The sequence below is a fragment of the Ligilactobacillus animalis genome (assembly GCF_009933595.1).
Lineage (GTDB): Bacteria > Bacillota > Bacilli > Lactobacillales > Lactobacillaceae > Ligilactobacillus > Ligilactobacillus animalis.
The window spans coordinates 111,034-130,666 of record NZ_CP047141.1 but is presented as its reverse complement, the minus strand read 5'-3'; the positions used below and the strand labels follow the sequence as shown (position 1 = coordinate 130,666).

Sequence of the window (19,633 nt, the reverse complement as noted above, 5' to 3'; positions counted from 1 at the left end):
TTAAAATGTAGCATCCGTGATCTTATAAAAAAACATGGTAAGCAATTGGTGTTTTACCGCAACTTACCATGTTTTTAATTACCTTTTACTTTACTCTTTATCATAGTCGTAATTTGATTAAGCGATGTAGGTCGTAACACGATGATCATAACAATATAGATCAAGATCCCAATAATAACTTCTATTGCCAATGTCAAGATACTTGTCTTTAGGTAATTATCTAACATAAATACAGGAACAAACATTACTATACCTGCAATTAGATACTTAGGGATATTGATAAACATCTGCTTCAGATCCACGAGATCACGAATATACCAAATTTGATATGCAGTAACTACAAATTCAGAAATAACAGTCGCATACATGGCACCTTCTAAGCCCCATAAATAGATAAATGGTAAGTTAGCGATCATATTTACGACTGCGCCTAAAACAACTGATGTCGTAAATGCTTTGACCTTATTAGTCGGCAATAAGTACTGGGCACCAACAGTATTGCTCCAAGCAATAAATAAAATAACAGCAGCTTCGATCAACATTGCCTTACCCACAGGACCAAAACCATGTCCATAGAAATAAGGTCCCAAATGCAATGATACTGCAGCTAGCCCAAAGGTCATCGCAACGGATAATAAGGATATGAAGTCAAAAGATGTATACAACATCTTATTTACTTCTTTATGTTTTCCCTTAGCAAAAGCTGAAGCCATATGTGGCAACATCACCGTTCCTAGTGAGGTCGCCAAAGTTAAAACCATTTTAACGATCTGATCGGCATTAAAATAAAATCCCGCATACTCAGCACCGACCATTGCACCTAACATTGTCTTATTCAGTTGCAGATAAACTGATGTCGCAACTTGCGGAATAAATAACGACACTGTTGGATTAAAATGCTTTAGTGGATGTAGCTCTTTAAATTTGACTGGAACCAAGATCTTTTTTAGATATGGCCATAAGATCAAATTTCCAAAGAAGGTCGATGCACCAATAATAAAGATATACAAAGCTACATCGTTTGCATCACGTACAAGTGTAAAAATCATGACCATTGAAGCTAATTTAACGATCGTGTTTCTGATGACCGTTCGCTTAAAATCTTCGATCCCCATAAAGAGCCATGAGATATCAAATGCGACGGCAAGCACATTGATCGACTGGATCCATAAATACCAGGTGTATTCTGTATAGATCTGCAAAAAAATCACAAATGCTAAATATGCCACTAAAGTCGTCAAAGTTTTTAGGATCTGGATCTCCCAAAAAGTTTCTGACATTTTTTGTCGATCTTCTCTCACATATGCGATTTCACGATTTCCGTAATAGCCGACACCTAAAGCAGCAAACATAACAAAGTACTGGATGATCGAATTAGTATAAGCATTATCGCCGACCCCTGACGCATGTAAGACACGACTGATATAGGGACTTGTGATCAACGGTACAATGATCGCTAACACTTGGTAGCCCGCATTATATAAATAGTTGCGGAGAACTTTCATTTTTAATCACCAAATTCTTGCTTAACTGTGGTCAAAGCAGCCGAGATCACTTGATCCATGTTGTAATAGCGATATTGACCTAAACGTCCACCAAAAATCACATTTTGCGCTTCTTGTTTAGCTAGATCTTGGTATTTAGTATAAAGCGCATTGTTCTTCTTATCGTTGACCGGATAATATGGTTCATCGCCCCGTTTCCAATCAGCAGGGTATTCTCGGGTTATAACGGTCTTATTCTTATCACCTTTACCAAATTCAAAGTGCTTATGCTCAATGATCCGTGTATATGGTGTCTTAGCATCGGTGTAGTTAACGACCGCATTACCTTGATAGTTATCAACGTCTAAGGTTTCAGTCTCAAACCGTAAACTCCGATATTCTAATTCACCTAGTTTATAATCAAAGAATTGATCGATCATCCCAGTGAATAAGACTTTATCGTAATTACTCAAGTATTGGTCTTTGTTATCAAAGAAATCAGTATTGGTTTTGACGGTGATGTTGTCGTGATCTAACATCTTTTCCACGATCTGTGTGTAGCCACCAACTGGGATCCCTTGATAATCATCGTTGAAATAGTTGTTATCGTAAGTCAAACGTACCGGTAAACGGCGAATGATAAAGGCTGGCAATTCAGTTGCCTTACGCCCCCATTGCTTCTCAGTATAACCCTTGATCAATTTTTCATAGATATCGGTACCGATCAACGAAATAGCTTGTTCTTCCAAGTTTTCGGGTGTCTTACCGTTCAAAACAGCACGTTGTTCATCGATCTTTGCTTGTGCTTCTTTAGGTGTGACTACTCCCCAAAGCTTATTGAAAGTATTCATGTTGAAAGGCAAGTTATAGATCTCGCCGTTATAATTTGCCACTGGGGTATTCGTATACCGGTTAAATTCAGCAAATTGGTTCACGTAATCCCAAACTTTTTTGTTTGAAGTGTGGAAAATATGTGCGCCATATTGGTGCACTTGGATCCCATTGACTTCTTTCGTATAAATATTTCCCGCTAAGTGGTCACGCTTTTCGATCACTGTAACTTCATGGCCACGCTTAGCCGCTTCATTGGCAAAGACAGCCCCAAAAAGTCCTGCACCAACAACTAAATACTTAGACATAATATGTACTCCTCCAAAGATATCTGATTTATCTCTTCTAATTAAACAAAAAGCCGTCACAATGACGGTAATTCCTTTTGCATTATACCACAGAATAAAAACTTAGCCTACTTTCTTACAAAGTAGGCTAAAAAATTAAGTTTTATTCGGTATCTAATGCTGGAGGCAAAACCGCTAATAAAGCTAGTAAACTGACATTATAAGACATGTGCCAGAAATGATGATTGACTGCCATACTCAAAGCTATCAATAAAACTGCGATCGCCAATCCATAGTATCGTATTTTGAATGCCCGATAAAGCAGATAGGCTAGTAAACCAAGCATAAATAGTAAAAAGATAACTCCAAACATCATCAAAGCTTGAACATAGGCAGAATCGATAAAGTAATAGACTACAAAGCCCCTCGGATCTCCATTACCATTTTGATAGATATATTGCCCAAATAAGTGGATCGGATACTTTTCAAACGCCATATTTCCAAACAATAAACGACGGGATAACAAAGTATCTAGCTGAGCAAAAACTGGATCATATGGATCAAAAAAATAAGTCAATAACAGATTACTTAGTGCATACAATGCTACTAGTAGAGCTGTCCCTTTAAAGCCAATATATTTTACCGCCTTAAAAATATATCCTCTAAAATACATTGTTATAAGCAATAATAACATTAGCAATGCATCCAACCGACTATTAGTGATAGCAAAGATCAATACTGCGATCAAAGCCATAAACCCGATCTCTTGGCGTGAAAAAATAAAATCCCGCACCAGCGCAAAAGCAAGCATCAAATAGAAAACATGCGCCGCTAGATCAGATGGAGTAGCTAACCCTAGCCCAGCTCTAACTACACCTGCACCTTCGCGCCACATGATATTGTTAGGAACAAGCCCTAAAACTGCTGCTGCATAAACCAACAAAAGCATTGATAGGACAACCAAAATATATTTATTTAAAATTTGTTTAAAATCTATTCTATATGCGCCAACGATAAATAAATACATAAAAAACGGATCTAATTCATGTGCCTGCTTACAAACAATAAATAAAAAACACGCTCCAACTAAGATCGCTAGGATCGTATTAAACTTGTGTCGATCAAAAATAATGATCTTACAAAAAACCAAGAATGCTGCCAATTGTGAAAGCCGCAATAAAATAACGATCGTACCTAATCCTAGAGCCCGCGAAAGTGTCGTTCCTGCCATAAAATTGACGATCAGATATAGACTGAAACAGAACATATAGAGCTGATTTCCCAGGTTATTTTTGTTTAACGCTAATTTTTCAAGCACCAGACAGCCCCCTAACTACTCTTCTTTAAAGGCCCAGAATCTTTGACCTAGATAATTTAGTCCTACAAAAAATACTGACCCAGCCAACATAGCTACATTATTTTGCACATGTGTATCAAATCCACTAAATACCCACATGGCTAGTGGTTTAGCGACACCATACGCGATCAGATAGCACACAGTGATATTTACAGTGAACTTGATCACGGTCACCAAACTCTTAGATTTATTTTGAAAGGTGAAATGTTTGTTTAAAAAGTAACTCAAAATACTACCAAAAATATAATTTGAGGCCGATGATACCCAGTAACTGAAATGGAAAAAGTTATAAAAAATAAACATGATCCCCATTCCAAAAATCGTATTGACGATCCCTACTAAGATAAATTTAATCATTGTGGCATCGAATAAATTTTTAAATTTGTTAATGATAATTATCAGTCCTTAACGTGATTTATATACTGTTATTTTACTTTATCGGCTCTAAATAGTCTAATCTATATCAACTAAAAACCCCCAAAAATTGGGGGCTTTTAGTATTATTTCTTTTCTTTGATGATATAAACCGGGCGATTTTTGACTTCGGTAAAGATCTTACCAATGTACTTACCCACGATCCCTAAACAAAACAGTTGAATCCCACCGATAAAAAGCATGATACAGATCGTTGAGGCCCAACCACTAGTTGGATCACCTTGGATCAAATAACGCGCAATGATAAATAAAATACCTAGCCCTGAGATCACTGAGGAAATGAAACCTACAAAAGCCGCAATATCTAAAGGAAATTGTGAAAAATTCACTATACCATCAATAGAATATTTAAACAAACTCCAGAAATTCCAACTAGTTTTACCAGCTACACGCTCTTGGTTTTCGTAATTTAAATATTTAGTCTTGAAACCGACCCAGCTAAAGATCCCCTTCGAAAAGCGGTTGTACTCGCTCATTTCAAGAATCGCATCGACCATTTGACGCGTCATCAAGCGAAAATCTCGTGCACCATCAATGATCTCAGTATCAGAGATCTTATTGATCAATTTATAAAACATCCGTGCAAAAAATGATCGAATTGGTGGCTCACCCGAACGATCTACTCGTCTAGTACCTACACAATCATAATCAGTGGTTTCGATTATATTTAGCATCTCTGGTAACATATCAGGTGGATCTTGTAGATCAACATCCATTACAGTTACATAGTCACCAGTTGCCTCCCGCAAGCCACAATACAGCGCAGCTTCTTTACCAAAATTACGCGAAAAAGAAACATAGTGTACATGTTCTGGATCTTTAATTTGTAATTTTTGCATTTCATTCAAAGTATTATCCGTTGAACCATCATTTACAAACCAATACTCTAATTCAACGTCTACTAGTTTATCCTTCACTTTCTCGACCGCTTCGTAAAATAACGGTACTGATTCTTCTTCAAAGTAACAGGGTACAATGATCGATAATTTTTTTGCCATTACTTTCTCCCTCTATTGTACTTTTTCGTTAAGTACCAAGTACCACTTAGTAAAATAATTCCCACCAGTGTTAGTAAGGCACCTAATTTTAAATGTACTACATGATACTCCATTGTAATATTATTTTTCCCTTTTTCCAAGGGAAGTGCCATCAGCGTATTATCCAGTAATTTTGGCATGATCTCTTTTCCATTCAACTTCACGACCCATCCGCTTTCGTAAGGAATTGTGGTTTGCAAATAACGCTTGTTCTGCTTATTATCTACCGTGAAGTTTGCTTTACCGTTTTCCACATTAAGTTTAACATCCACACTTTGCTCCTTAAGCTCATTAGTTACTTTAGCTAATTGGTCTAAATCTAGTAGATATAGTTGTAGTTCATTGAAAGCATTTTGATCATTAGTCTGGAGCTCAATATATCCGCTATCTTCATCTGTTGTTGGAACATAGAAAACGCTTGGGGATAGCCATGTACTATACACTTGTTGCATTTTTCCATTTAGATCCAATTTTGTTCCGTCAACACTCCATTTCCAAGGTAAAGAACCATATACACTGTAGTTTCCTGTGGGAATTTTAAATTTATAGCGCATCCCACCCTTTGTAGCTACTTTTTCATATGCTAAAGGTTTAAATATCTTGGTTGGTATAGCAGCTGCTTGAGTATAGACTTCGTTTTCATAATCAAACACATTCAGCCCATTTGATCGCTCAGCTATATCATGAACGATAAAACCTAATGGCAAGGCATAAGGATTTTTATAGACATCTTTTTCATTTGCTTTCTGCAACGTAATTTTTTCTAACCCCTTTATCGGATATGGCGAAAGAATATATTTCACACCTAAAAAAGAGTCTGTTGGTAGGATCGATGTATTAACTATACTTATACGATCTCCTTCTGTGCGATAGCCTAAATCAGATAATAGCTTTAACTGCGTCCCACTTGGGCTTGAAATATATGAAGCTATCGACCAATAATTAAAACCATAAGCTTCATTATAATTTGCAGTGATGTTGATATTATCTTCTTCTCCTTTGACTTTCGTCTGACTGATCCGATAATAACCAGCGTCATATTTCTTTAATGCAGTGATCTGCCTATCCTGTTGTTTAACATAGTTTTGATAAACTTTAACCTCGCTAAACATATTCATGATCAGTAAATAAGTGTTATAGCTTAATTCGCTACCGACCAATAAACATAAACTAACTACAACGTATTTTTTGTAACGTTGTAAGTGTGAAGCACTGACTAAGCATAATATAAATACTATCATCCCTAAAAAGATACCACTTTGCACCCAGCGTATCTCAGAAACTTTGGGCAAGAAATACCATGCGACCAATGATATACCTGCAATACTGACAGTCGCTTTGAGCAAAGGTACTATGTTATTTTGGGGTTCATTGGACCATTTTTCAAAAAATAGACTCGCCATAAATACTAAAAACATTGATCCCACGTACGAATAACGATACCAGTAACTCGTAGCATCTTTCAAAAGTGAAAATAACATAAATAGCGGTTGCCAATAATACATCAATAAAGAAATGATCAAAAAGATACCTAGAACTAGTTTTTCTTTGGTTTTAAAACCACTTGAAAAGAAAAGTGATACTGCACCTAATAAGACCAAACTTCCACAAAAAAGTGAAACATTAGTCGGTGAACTTGTAGCTCCCAAAGTATAGCTAGGAATAACCGATAAAATATTCCCCCTAAAAGTATTAGTCATTAATGACCAATCTAATCCTGAACGGGATTGTTGTCCCATAGAAGATACAGTAGGCAAGAATGTAACTGCACTTATCATTATTCCGATGATCATCGCCCATGCATAACTTAAAATTGACCAGCCAGTTTTCTTTAAAGTGATATTTTCAGCTAGACATATCTCCAAGATCAACCATCCAAAAGAAAATAGACAATTGATCGCACCAACATACCAATTTACGATCAAGCCAAAACCGATCGACAATGCTAAAAGATAAAGACCACGTGATCGTTGTTGCGTAACAAGGTAAACACCTAGCAAACTCAACGGTAATAGATAAACACCGTCTAACCACATGATATTACTACTTTGAGCGATATTATACTGCATCAATGCATAACTTAGCGCAAGTAAAGTAAGTAACCATTTTTTTAAACTATATTTAGTTCTCACATTCAAAAATATGGTACTAGTCATTGCAGCGACAGATAGCTTCAAAACAACCACTAAATTAAAAAAAGTATTTAAATTCTCTTTAGAAAAAAACACAACTAAGAGATTGAACGGTGATAGTAGATAATAAGTTATTTGCGACCAATTTCCCGATCCCAATAAATTACTGAAAGTAAACGTAGCACTGTTTTGTCCTAATAAAACATCTTTCCAATAGGCAAAGAAATCAAGATACTGTATCGAGGCATCCATGATAGCTAATGATTTATTGCCAAAAGGAGCAAATCCTCCTATAAATAGGATCGCACTTAATATCAAAAAAGCAAACAAAAAATTACCAATATATAGACTATATTTTTTCAGCACTGATAACATCCCTCTTCTCCTTTTATATAGTGATCAATTTTTTCAACATACTATCGGTGGATCGCTACTTTTACACGTGCTTAAAAAAACTGCCAAGAATTTTAAACATAATGAATTTAACATAAATAACAAAACATAGCTCTCCGTAATTTTATTTTTGACCGATCGAAATATTATTTTCTTACGAAAAAAGGATATGTCCGATTCAAGTAAAAAGAACGAACCACTGGTAACTTTGGAATAATAATAATACCTACAACAGTTAAGAAGAAGCGATACAAAATCTCCATGCTGACCGCAAAAATTTGATTTCCCGTTGTTTGAGCTAAAGTTCCATAGATCTTACCTGAAATAGCAAATGAATTTAAATCTATCAGGTGAACACATAAAACGATCAACGACATCTGTCCATAATATTTAACAGCCTTCAAATTCACTTTAGTTTCACAAAGTAACTTTGCCAAGTACATCAAAGTAAGACTACCACCAATACCACCTAAAACTGCTAAGATCGGTGAATCTGCATGTGCGATGTTGAGATATAAAAAGCCACTTTGTGCTGATATGATCCACAACACACCGCCTATAATGCATCCAAACATACCATATTTTCCGATCAGATCGAATTTTCTGATCAAATAACCACCATAATAAAATAGTTGGCTAGCCAATGCTGCATTAATAGACCATGGTAATAAAATTCCCATATCGCTCAAATAAAAGCCACTAAATGTTATGAGCGTTGCCATGATCCCACTTATGTATAAATTTCCACGACTACTTTTTATGATAAGATCAAATAAAATATTGCCAAAATACATTGCTAGTAAGAACCAAATGGCACCTATTGCATTGATCGTTAACGACTTATCCCAAAAAGGATTTAATGTTGTCCCACTACCATAAAGAGCTGATATCCAAAAGTTACGCATATCTAAATTGTAGATCCAGTTGGGAAAAATAAAATTAAATCTCGTAATAATAACTACAATGAGCAAAGTTGCCAAATATGGCAATAATAGATTGACATTTCCCCCCTTAAAAACCTTTTTAAATGGTTTTTCTTTATAAAGATATCCTGATAAAACAAAGAACACTGGTACATGCACAGCGAAAATCAATTTCCCCACAATTGAGTAGGTGTATACCTCCAATGTGTGACCCATAATGATCAGAAACATGCCCACTGCACGAACTATATCTATCCAATCAACTCTCTTCTTCATATTTCCTCCAAAAATTATGTATTTAAAATCAAGCACTATATGTTTCACGTGAAACTCTATACTCAATAGTCAAGAATATTATATTACAAATTCTTCAACTATCCCATAACTATAGTCACTTATCAAACTACTTAAAAATTTACCTTGCACGATCAAAGCTTTAATGGTATTCTAACCTTATAAAGCTCACGGAGGTTGTTACCATGAATTACAGTATTGATACACAAACTACAGCAACCACCACCTCAACCACTACTATGTAGGCTGGTTGGGGCTATTTGAGATAATAAAATGTCGATTAATAAAGCTAACTGATCAGCAATATCACCTAACAATAAATGTTACGTCGATACCGCTTTTTAGTTAGCTTTTTTGCATAGGACAAAGAAATGGGGATTTTTTATGAGTAAGGATTCAAACGAGCAGCCAAAAAATCATTTAAATCGGTCGCTCACGTCTGGTCAGATGGAAATGATCGCCCTTGGTGGAACGATCGGGGTCGGATTATTTATGGGGTCGACCTCCACTATCAAATGGACAGGTCCATCTGTTTTGCTAGCTTATGCTTTTGTTGGGATCGTCTTATATGCGGTCATGCGTGCTCTAGGTGAAATGATCTACATCAAACCTGGGACTGGTTCTTTTGCTGATTACGCTACCGATTATATCCATCCACTTGCTGGCTATTTAACTAAATGGAGCAACATCTTTCAATATATCGTCGTTGGGATCAGTGAAGTCATCGCTGTTACACAGTATTTGAATTACTGGTGGCCTAATCTCCCTGACTGGGTATCTGGGCTTGTCGTTGTGATCACCCTGACCTTGGCTAATCTAGCCTCAGCCAAGGCTTACGGGACTTTAGAGTTCTACTTTGCCTTGATCAAAGTAGTCACGATCATCTTGATGATCATTATGGGGCTAGCCGTGATCTTCCTTGGCTTTGGAAATAACTGGCAACCACTAGGCTTGTCTAATTTATGGGATCACGGTGGCTTTTTCCCTGGTGGCTTTAAAGGCTTCATGTTCTCACTTTCGATCATCGTTGGTTCCTATCAAGGGATCGAACTTCTAGGGATCACAGCCGGTGAAGCAGCTAACCCTAAACACGCGATCGTCGCAGCCGTTAAATCGATCGTTTGGCGTATCTTGATCTTCTATATCGGTGCGATCTTTGTCATCGTAACGATCTACCCATGGGATCAACTAGCTGCGATCGGCTCTCCATTCGTTGAAACTTTCTCTAAAGTCGGGATCGCTGGTGCTGCCGGGATCATCAATTTCGTAGTCTTAACAGCTGCCATGTCAGGGGCTAACTCTGGGATCTACAGTTCCAGTCGGATGCTCTTTAAACTTTCGATCGACCATGAAGCTCCTAAGATTTTCAGCAAGCTCTCTAAGCACGTGGTACCAAACATTGCGATCTTAGCTATCTCAGGTGGGATCTTGCTTGGGTTTATCCTAAACATCATTTTGACTAGCTTGAACAAAAATACGGCTAATCTCTTCGTTGTTGTGTATAGCTCTAGTGTTTTACCTGGAATGGTGCCATGGTTTGTGATCTTGATCTCAGAATTGCGGTTTAGACGGCAAAATGCACATGAATTAACGGATCATCCGTTCAAGATGCCACTTTATCCGTTCTCAAACTATTTTGCGATCATTTCACTTGTTGTGATCATGATCTTCATGTTCATCAATCCCGATACCCGTGTATCAGTTTCGGTCGGAGCTATCTTCTTGCTCATCTTGACCGCTGTTTTCTTTAGTCGCAATAAGAAAGCTAAAAACTAAAAAATTGTTAAAAATAAGCACCGTTAGCTAGTAACTAACGGTGCTTATTTAGTTCTTACGTTTAAAATAACAAGTTTGACATATGATCCAAATGAGTAAAAGTCCCCATCCGATCAAAGCTATCTTGGTTCCTATAAAAAATACCTTTGATGGCAAATAACCAACAATAACTGTATGTTTACCTTTTTCCAAATCAAGTTGTACTGTATTTCGTTTACTATTTTGATAAGCGGCCGGTTTGCCATCGACTGTCACTGCTGTATGCGCATAATGAACTACCGGCAGATCTACCTTGCTCTTTCTAGCTAGTTCTACCTGATATTGTAGCGCATTGGCACTTGCATATGGCTTTATATGCATCTCTTGTCCATTTATTCTGGTAACACCAGATATGATACTATAAACATCTTTGTTTGTTCGATAAGCTTTATCCCAATCCATAATGATGTATTCCAGAAAATGATTCTTCTTCAATGTTTTGGTCGGGAAATAATCAACTTCACCAGTTTGCGCCCAATAATCAAACTGTGCCTGATAGTTCTTATTTGTCAAAATACCTGCATATAAGATAGCTTGCTCGTCAGCTTTTAAAGGCTTAATGATCGTTTCTTTATTTTTGGCTGTATTAGCCAAGCGATCTGATAAATTACTGATCGAACCATAATAACTGATCAAACTTACTAACAATAGTGCCAGTATCGTCATCGCTCTACGCCAATTCGTTTTTAATGCCCCATATTTTGTTAACAACTCAACAATTATTCTCGAGCCTAAAATAGCTGTCAATAAAACAACATATATCAAATAACGATACGGTAATTGGAGTAAAGCTAGGAAAGAACCGTTAAAAGATTTCCAGGGAAATATTGCTGTTGATATCAAAGTTAAGCAGATCGCCAAAATATAGAGCGGTACCTCCAAGGAATCTTGTTTGATCCATCTCCATCCGCTAAGCAATACTAGCAATAAAACGATCCCGATACTTGAACTAGTAGCGGTATTACTTAGTGATGTCGTAAATACCTCACCTAAGTTTTGAATCATACCTACCCCGGGATAAGTTGCTGTTATTCCCTTTCCAAAATAATCTGTAAGCAACGGAATAATTACTGGCAAAGCTAGGATCACTGTAGCAATTGCGCTTATCAGTAAATATTTCGATCTTTTAAGATCAAACTTACCTGTAAAAAGTGCTACGAGCAATAAAACTGTAAAGATCTCACTGATCAATAAGATACTCAACATATGACTATACGCTAGTAACGTCATCCCTATAGTCAACCAGTACCACTTTCTTTTGTCGCCACAGATAATATGGTAAAAGCCTAAAAATGCTAATGGAATAAACGTACTTGCAATGTACTCACCAACAACAAAACTAGCTGGCCCTAGATAAAGTCTATATGGCGCTAATGTGTAGAGGAGTGCAAAGATAAAACTCCTAAGATATTTTCCCTTCGAAAAAGAGAGCATAGAAAAGTAGCTAATTACGAAGGTCATAAACATAAACAAGCCTACCCAAATATAGTAAGCGACTACTGGTGTCGTAATAAAACGTAACCAGGCCCAAGGATAAATAAAGATCACTGGATAAAATAAAAACGATCCGACACCGGTACTTTGAAAAGTAGAAGTTGCTATATAAGTGAATAAGCTACCTTCGCTCAAATTGCGATAGATCTGTTCTACGCGTGCCGCATGAAACAACCAATCAACCTGAGCCGCAATTCTTCCTGTGGCTGCCAATGGATAGATCATACTTATTGTGATCACTAAAAAAAGCAACAGTACCACACTATTTATTTTTATATTCTTCACTTTATTCATCCCCATAACTACTTTGGATCTTCATAAAATCTGTATCTTTTACGTAATTTTTCCCAGCAGTAATATCATATTGAATGACTCTCAAATCATTCAATATCTCTTTTTGCTCTTCTGTCAAATTTTTTTCACTTACAAGTTTCTCAGCTTCAGTCACATACTCAACATTTCTAACTGATGTACTATTAGATTCACTGCCAATATAGAAAGCTGGCAGAGTTTGATAGACACTAGTCAGCAAAGCATAGTACGGAGAAATTTTCGAATTCGTTGCCTCAGACACCATCGCCGGAAAATCATTAGGTGAAATATAGCGTGATTTTACTAAATCAGTCTTGGCACCTTGTTCACGAGCAACCTTATTTGAATAGATAAAGTAGTCCGTTTCATGAAGATTCAAACCATCTTTTGCCATGTCATTAGCGTAAATTCCCGGTAAATGATCTCCGTAAAAAACAAGTGTGATCGGTTTATCGATAGCTTCTAATTGCTCGATAAAATCAGCTACATATCCATCTGTGTAATGGATCCCTGTTGCAAAGTTATTGATCTGCTCACGAATTTCATCATCTAATTCAACTGCCTGTTCTACCGCAAAATCAGTGTTATCACTGTAATAATCTTTATTATACGGCATGTGATTTTGCATCGTTACCAAATTGATAAATTGTCCATTATCCTTATTTTCATTGATCACATCAAGCGCATTGGCATATGCGACTTTATCTGATAAATATGGATTATTTTGGATCTTTTCTTGATGTTTGATCTCCGTCTTACTGCCTAGATAAATAAAATCATTAAACCCAAACTTTTCATATACCTTTGGTCGACTATAGAAATTTCCTACATACGGATGAATAGCTACCGCATTTGAAAAGTAATTCACGATCGATGGGTTATAATTGCGAGCCGAAACTAATTGCGTATACGGTGTACTCAATGTTGGTGAAAAGTTAGCCAGTGGTAAGCCTGTCATTGTCATATATTCAATATTAGCTGTGCCACCACCAAAACCAGAACTTATCATATATCCAGAAGTTGTTTCGTTCATCAACTGATGGATATACGGGATCGGATCTCCCTTTAATTTAGTGTCTTTAACATGATTAGGATCACTAAAACTCTCACTCAAATTAAAGATGATCGTTTGCTTTGACAGATCATTTGTACGTGTTTTGTTGATCTCTGCAGCTTTATTTCTATATTTAGCAACTATCTCTTCGACCTTAGCTTTAGAATAATCCTCAGGTCGTTGCATGATAACAACATCTAAATTATTTAAAAACTGCAAAGTCGGACCATTTATCTGAGCCCCATTTAATTGGTTATAAAATGTTGGATCTATCCCTAACATTCTCATCGGCTTTTTCAATATAAAATTATCGTGATTCCAAAAAAAGCTACTACATACGACCACAGCCGGTATTAATAAGTATTTTACACGTGTCTTTAAAGATAATTTTTTGACCTTCACTTTCCATGATAGCAAAAAGACTACACACAACAATATGATCAAGGTGACCACACCTAAGAGCAATAGCCAGTGTGGGACCATGTTCAAAAGATTGCCATATGCCTCTAGCATGACCACTTCTGAAGGCAAGATAGGTTCGCGACGACTTGCTATCTTCAAATATGTTGCAATACACCAAATAATTATCAAATAATCACTTACTAAAAATGAAAACCAAAAACTATTCGTTAAACCACGCAAAAATAGATATAGTCCAATAAATAATAACGCGTTGATCACAATGATCTGTGGGCGTTGTAAGATCGCATAAGTCAAAGCATTATATGACTTATCACCCTCAATAGTATCAGCTACACGACCACCAACATTTGTCATGAACATAGAAATATACGCTAAGATCAACATTACGCCACTAACGATCAACGCTAGCCTATGCTCATGTAATGATCTCTTCAAATGTCCCCATGTCAGTTTGATATTTTTTTCTAAATCGGCCAAATGCCAAGAATCCAGCTTCCGATCTAATGTACCCAGTTTTTGAAAGAATTTCGACTTAATGTATACATGTACTATTATCCAAATAATCAAAGGCACTGAGATTGCTTCACATAATTCCATATATCTGATACTCAAAGTCGATTTTTCATTAACAGTATTCAGTGCTTCGATCAAAACTGCTGACGCAGAGAATAAAACAATTCCCAGCAAGCTAAATAGCTGTGCCTCATCCAACTTCAACACCAAAAGAAGGTGCACTAAACAAAATGAAAATGACACTGTAAATAAATTAGCTGCATCTGTCAATCTAGTTGCTGTGCTCAGATCCCCATGAGTTCCCTCAGATATCAACGGCATAAGTACCAACATGATAGCCAATAAGGTAGCTGAAATGCCAGTCAACAAATACCATGTTTTCTTAGTCAATTTGCTATCCGATAAATTAGCCCCCAAAGTAAAGACCATCCACGCATAAATTGCTGTTGTTCCACCACTATAGTTAAAAATATCACTCCCAAATACTGTTGGTACACCAAATGTAAGCAAAAAGAAAATATAGTAGGCGTATCGATTATTCAACAAATGATCCGCGATTACTTTATTAGTTAAAATCGCTAATAAGATCCCACTAAATAACGGCGAAGTATTACGCAGAAATGGTAGGAGCGCATTATAAAAGTGCCCGATCCATGTTGAATCTTGTAAAAAACACGCCACTAACAAGCAGATCCATGTTCCAATAAACAAAAAGCCCCAAACTTGAAAAATACCGATCTTTTTGACCTTAGTCATGAAATATCCAAGCAAAAGAAGAATGATCGGTATACTTGTTACTGAAAACCCTTGTAGTACATTGGCTATCAGATACTTTTTACTGATCCCTTCTTGTAACAAGATATGAGAAGCCTGCCGCCAATATAAACTACTAAATGCAGTCAACAATATTATTCCGTAAGTAAATAGATAAACTTTAAATTTACTTACTAATTGCCTTATATTCTGTGCAGAATATATCCTATCTTTATTCATAGTTACTCCGAACTTCTAACTTTCTATCGTACTGTATATCAATGCTAGTATATCAAATATACAGTCGTTAGTGCTATTATAGTTTATCTACATCATAAAAAATACGGCGCAAGCACAGAGCTCACACCGTATTCCTTATTTTAAATCAAATTAACCTTTGTGTTCTTTTTTCCAAAGGCCTAAGACCACACCTGCAATGATCGAGCCGATCGCAACGGCTGCGATATAGCCAAGTGGGTTAGTTGCCAATGGTGTTACCCAGAAACCACCGTGTGGCGCTGGTACGGAAACATGCCAGAGACCAACTAAAGCCCCACCGATCGCAGAACCCAAGACACATGATGGGATCACACGACCTGGATCAGCTGTAGCAAATGGGATCGCACCTTCTGTAATAAATGAGAACCCTAAGACCCAGTTAGAGATACCAGCACGGCGTTCTTGTTCTGGGAATTTGTTAGGGAAGAAAGCTGTTGCGATTGCTGTAGCAAATGGTGGGATCATCCCTCCGACCATAACTGCCGCCATCAAGGTCGCAGCTACCACAGATTTAGGATCGTTAGCAAACGCGCCGGAAGCAAAGACATAAGCAGCCTTGTTGAAAGGACCACCCATATCGATCGCCATCATCCCAGCTAAGACTAAGGTAAGCACGACTAAGTTACCTGTACCTAAGTGGTTCAAGAAGTTTGTGATCCAAATGTTGATCGTTGAGAAGATCGGATTGATGATAAAGTACATGATCAAAGCGATGAACAACAAGCCCAAGACTGGGTAGATCAACATCGGCTTCATCCCTTCGACACTCTTAGGTAAGTGAGCACAAAGTTTCTTCAAGCCGACCATCAAGTAACCAGCGATGAAACCAGCTGCGATACCACCTAAGAAACCAGCTGCCGATTTAGCATCAGCCATCACATTAGCTGTGTAAGCTCCACCAAATGAACCACCGTAAACTGTTGCCATGAAACCACCGACAAAACCGGGCATCAAGGCTGGACGATCGCCGATAGCTTCAGCGATATAAGCAGCTAAAACAGGAACCATGAAAGCAAATGCCATGTTACCAGCATTGTTCAAGAAGATGAAGGCTGGTGATTTAGCACCACCCATGTATTGTTCGACGATAAAGGAGATCGCCATCAAGATCCCACCACCGATAACGAATGGTAACATGTGGGAGATCCCGTTCATCAATTGTTTATAGATATCGCCCCAAACAGAACCGGTCGAATCACTTTCTTCAGTTGCATCATTAGCACTTGCATGAAAGACGGGAGCTTTATCTTCTAAGACTTCATTGATCAACTTTTCAGGGGCTTTGATCGCATCGGTAACTGGTTTGTTGACCAAGTTCTTGCCATCAAAACGTGCCATTTCGACTTTCTTGTCGGCAGCCACGATAACACCCTTAGCGCGCTTGATCTCATCAGCTGTCAAACGGTGCTTGATACCTTCAGAACCGTTTGTTTCAACTTTGATATCAACGCCCATCTTATCAGCTTGTTTTTTCAAGTTTTCTTCCGCCATGTAAGTATGCGCGATCCCGTTTGGACAAGCTGTTACCGCTACGATGTATGGACGAGAATCGTCAGCTGGTTGGTTAGCAGCTGCTTTTTCGCGTTCTTCTTGCGCTTTGTTTTCAGCTTCTTTTTGCGCAACTGCTTTAGCAAAGATGTCTTGGACCTTTTGTGGTGTGTCAGCTGCTTTCAAAGCATTGACCACATCTGGGTTCATCAAAACTTGAGATAAAGCTGCTAAAGCTTGTAAATGGGTATTATCTCCACCTTCTGGAGCTGCGATCATAAAGAACAAGTGCGCTGGTTGACCGTCCATTGATTGGTAATCGACTCCATTGACACTGCGCGCAAACATTACCGCTGGCTTCTTAACTGCCGTATCATGAGCGTGAGGGATCGCGATCCCTTCACCCATACCAGTTGAGCTTTCAGCTTCACGTTTTAAGATATCTTTTTTGTATAATTCTTCGTCGTCGATGATGCCTTTAACAAATAAGTTATGCACCATTTCATCGATAACTTCATTTTTGGTCGTAGCCTTAAGATCCATGATCATAAGGTCGGTCATCAATAAGTCACGAATGTCCATGTCTTACACTTCCTTTTTAATTATTTATATTCTTCGATCTCGATCATTGGTAAGATCTCATTGATCTTGTCAGCATCAGCCAAGTCTTCAGAAAAGGCTGTTGCAGAACCACAAGCAAGTCCATAACGGAAAGCTTCAAGTGGATCTTTAGTCTTAGCGTATGTGCCAGTAAAACCACCAATCATCGAGTCACCAGCACCGACCGAGTTGATCACGGTGCCTTTTGGTGCGTATGAACGATAAACTTTATCTTTAGTGATCATCAAACCACCATCGCCTGCCATCGAGATCAAGACGTGTTGCGCGCCCATTTCAAGTAATTTCTTACCGTATTTAACGATGTCATCGATGCTATTTAGTTTTACACCGAATAATTCAGCTAATTCATGGTTGTTAGGTTTGACCACTAATGGATTTTCTGGCAAAGTCTTCAACAAACTTTCACCCGTTGTATCGATCACAAATTGGGCACCTTTTTGACGGATGACTTTGATCAGATCAAAGTAAAAATCATCACTCAAACTTGGGACTAAACTCCCGGCAAAGATCACCACATCATCAGCGGTCAATTTATCGAATTGCGCTGTAAAGGCTGCGATCTCTTCTTTAGTCAATTCAGGTCCGCGGCCGTTGATCTCGGTTTCTGCTTGCGCTTTGATCTTAACGTTGATCCGTGTATCAGCTTTGATCGGAGTAAAGTTCGTCTTAAGTCCTGTCTTTTCTAGAGCTTCTTTAACAAACTCACCGGTAAAACCACCTAAAAAGCCCCAAGCTGTATTATCTAAGCCTAATTCCTTCAAGATGCGGGAAACATTGATCCCTTTGCCCCCAGGTAATTTATTGTCGTAATCCATTCGGTTGACTTCGCCTAAAGTTAGTTCATTTAACTGGACGATATAGTCGATCGAAGGGTTGACAGTTACTGTATAAATCATCAAAAATCCTCCTGAATCGTCGTTTGTTCGTAATAACGCGCTCTCACTGGTCGTGAAAGACTACTGGTAATGATCGTTGCTTGCGAAAGTTCAGCTACTTTGACAAAGGAAACATTGTCAAACTTGCTTGGATCAGCCAAAACAAAGCATTCCTCGCTTTGCTCCAATGCCGCTGTCTTGACTGCCGCCTCATCGGGATCGGGCGTAGTGAACCCATAACGGGGATGGATCCCGTTGATACCCAAAAACGCTTTGTTGAACCGGAATTGCGTCAGTGAACTGATTGCTTTGACACCAATAATTGCTTTAGTAGTATTTTTCAACTCACCACCGACCAAAATCGTTCGCACATTTTGATCAGCTAATAACGAAGCATGCATGACCCCATTAGTCACGACTGTCAGTTCTGGCTTGTTTAAATAAGGGATCATCGCCAAAGTCGTCGTTCCCGCATCCAAGTAGATCACATCTTCAGCTTCGACTAACTTGGCCGCTGCTTTAGCGATCGTTTCTTTTTGGGTCGTATTCTTCGACGCTTTACCACTCATATCAAGTTCACGTTGAAGCGAATGCTTGATCTTGGCCCCGCCATGCACCCGGACTAACAAGCCTTTTTCTTCCAAAAGTTGGAGGTCTCGCCGCGCCGATGATTCAGAGCAATTAGTTTGTTCACGGATCTCTTGAAGCTTAACGATATTATTTTCCTTTAACATCTGCAAAATATGCTGTTGTCTTTCTTCTGCAAGCACTTTCATCACACCTCCAAAATTATAATATCATCTGAACCAGCAAAAATCAATCACAAAAAATCA

At 38.0% G+C, this 19,633-nt stretch carries 13 protein-coding genes; 1 reads left to right on the top strand and 12 read right to left on the bottom strand.

The features are described 5' to 3' along the window. Positions 1 to 74: 74 nt before the first annotated feature. The 7 genes from GSR62_RS00555 to GSR62_RS00525 all read right to left on the bottom strand — a co-directional run bounded on the left by GSR62_RS00555 (position 75) and on the right by GSR62_RS00525 (position 9,155). Entirely contained in the window at positions 75 to 1,505 is a 1,431-nt protein-coding gene (locus tag GSR62_RS00555; RefSeq protein ID WP_066023691.1) for a flippase, read from the bottom strand. A 2-nt stretch (positions 1,506 to 1,507) separates the two neighbouring features. Then, complete coding sequence (gene glf, locus GSR62_RS00550) at positions 1,508 to 2,623, bottom strand: UDP-galactopyranose mutase (protein WP_066023692.1); 1,116 nt, start codon at positions 2,621 to 2,623, stop codon at positions 1,508 to 1,510. Between the two features lie 142 nt (positions 2,624 to 2,765). After that, complete coding sequence (locus GSR62_RS00545; protein ID WP_066023693.1) at positions 2,766 to 3,920, bottom strand: hypothetical protein; 1,155 nt, start codon at positions 3,918 to 3,920, stop codon at positions 2,766 to 2,768. 15 nt (positions 3,921 to 3,935) lie between these two features. Further along, positions 3,936 to 4,316, bottom strand: coding sequence for a GtrA family protein (locus tag GSR62_RS00540; protein WP_066023694.1), 381 nt, complete (start codon positions 4,314 to 4,316; stop codon positions 3,936 to 3,938). 143 nt (positions 4,317 to 4,459) lie between these two features. Then, positions 4,460 to 5,392: a glycosyltransferase family 2 protein gene (locus GSR62_RS00535; protein WP_066023695.1), complete on the bottom strand. Its 933-nt coding sequence runs from the start codon at positions 5,390 to 5,392 to the stop codon at positions 4,460 to 4,462. Beyond that, complete coding sequence (locus GSR62_RS00530; protein ID WP_066023696.1) at positions 5,392 to 7,938, bottom strand: YfhO family protein; 2,547 nt, start codon at positions 7,936 to 7,938, stop codon at positions 5,392 to 5,394. The genes GSR62_RS00535 and GSR62_RS00530 overlap by 1 nt, the downstream gene beginning before the upstream one ends. Positions 7,939 to 8,102: 164 nt before the next feature. Then, positions 8,103 to 9,155 carry an acyltransferase family protein gene (locus GSR62_RS00525; RefSeq protein WP_066023697.1) on the bottom strand — a complete coding sequence of 351 codons (1,053 nt, stop codon included), beginning with the start codon at positions 9,153 to 9,155 and terminating at the stop codon, positions 8,103 to 8,105. Positions 9,156 to 9,557: 402 nt separating this feature from the next. Between GSR62_RS00525 and GSR62_RS00520 the strand changes: the two genes are divergently transcribed. Further along, a complete protein-coding gene (locus tag GSR62_RS00520; protein WP_066023698.1) occupies positions 9,558 to 10,949 on the top strand; it encodes an amino acid permease in 1,392 nt (463 codons plus the stop codon). Positions 10,950 to 10,997: 48 nt separating this feature from the next. On the opposite strand, the gene GSR62_RS00515 is transcribed toward GSR62_RS00520, so the two are convergent. The 5 genes from GSR62_RS00515 to GSR62_RS00495 form a co-directional block, all read right to left on the bottom strand. Next, entirely contained in the window at positions 10,998 to 12,776 is a 1,779-nt protein-coding gene (locus GSR62_RS00515; RefSeq protein ID WP_066023699.1) for a hypothetical protein, read from the bottom strand. Next, the gene (locus tag GSR62_RS00510) at positions 12,769 to 15,687 is read right to left on the bottom strand and encodes an LTA synthase family protein (RefSeq protein ID WP_238333334.1); all 2,919 of its coding nucleotides are present in this window, start codon (positions 15,685 to 15,687) and stop codon (positions 12,769 to 12,771) included. Before GSR62_RS00510 ends, GSR62_RS00515 begins: the two co-directional genes overlap by 8 nt. A 240-nt stretch (positions 15,688 to 15,927) precedes the next feature. After that, a complete protein-coding gene (locus tag GSR62_RS00505; RefSeq protein ID WP_066023700.1) occupies positions 15,928 to 17,886 on the bottom strand; it encodes a PTS fructose transporter subunit IIABC in 1,959 nt (652 codons plus the stop codon). A 20-nt stretch (positions 17,887 to 17,906) separates the two neighbouring features. Then, the gene (pfkB, locus tag GSR62_RS00500; protein ID WP_010690213.1) at positions 17,907 to 18,821 is read right to left on the bottom strand and encodes a 1-phosphofructokinase; all 915 of its coding nucleotides are present in this window, start codon (positions 18,819 to 18,821) and stop codon (positions 17,907 to 17,909) included. After that, positions 18,821 to 19,570: a DeoR/GlpR family DNA-binding transcription regulator gene (locus GSR62_RS00495; RefSeq protein ID WP_301403178.1), complete on the bottom strand. Its 750-nt coding sequence runs from the start codon at positions 19,568 to 19,570 to the stop codon at positions 18,821 to 18,823. Before GSR62_RS00495 ends, pfkB begins: the two co-directional genes overlap by 1 nt. Between the last annotated feature and the right edge of the window lie 63 nt (positions 19,571 to 19,633).